The 486-nt window shown below is 69.5% G+C and carries 1 pseudogene; it reads right to left on the reverse strand.

Features of this window, described 5'->3' with window-relative positions:
• Window positions 1-184: pseudogene (locus AB0C16_RS40455) on the reverse strand (hypothetical protein); the annotation flags it as partial.
• Window positions 185-486: the final 302 nt, after the last annotated feature.

Consider the following 486-nt stretch of genomic DNA (forward strand, 5'->3'; position numbering starts at 1 on the left):
CCCGCCGGTCCGGGTCACCGACCGGCAGTGTGCGTTCCGGATCGCCGTACAGGGAGAGCAGCCCGGAGCCCGCGTGGTGGACGAATCTCCAGGGCTGGGCGTTGTGCATGGACGGCGCGGCGACGGCGTCCTCGACCAGCGACGTCACCACCGCCGTGAGCTGTTGTTGTTCCTGCGTGAGCATGGCGTGTCCTGTCTGCGAGAGGTCAGCGGTACCGCTCTCTACCTGCTCCGTACCCGCCCCGCGCCCCCTCATCACGCGCTTCCCGACATGAGGCGACGGAGTGCGCGGGATACGTTGGGAGAGCGGTCGGTGAGCGCTCCTCGTCTCCTTCCGGCCGTCGGAGGTGCCCATGGGCGTGGACGGCGACGAGACCCACGTGGCCCGGCTCCCGCGACTGCGGCTCGATGAGCTGCTCGACGAGATCCAGGGCCGTATCGACGAACTCAGAGGTACCCGGGACCGGCTGAACGGCCTGCTCGACG

Source organism: Nonomuraea sp. NPDC048916 (genome assembly GCF_040649575.1).
In the GTDB taxonomy this organism is placed as follows: domain Bacteria; phylum Actinomycetota; class Actinomycetes; order Streptosporangiales; family Streptosporangiaceae; genus Nonomuraea.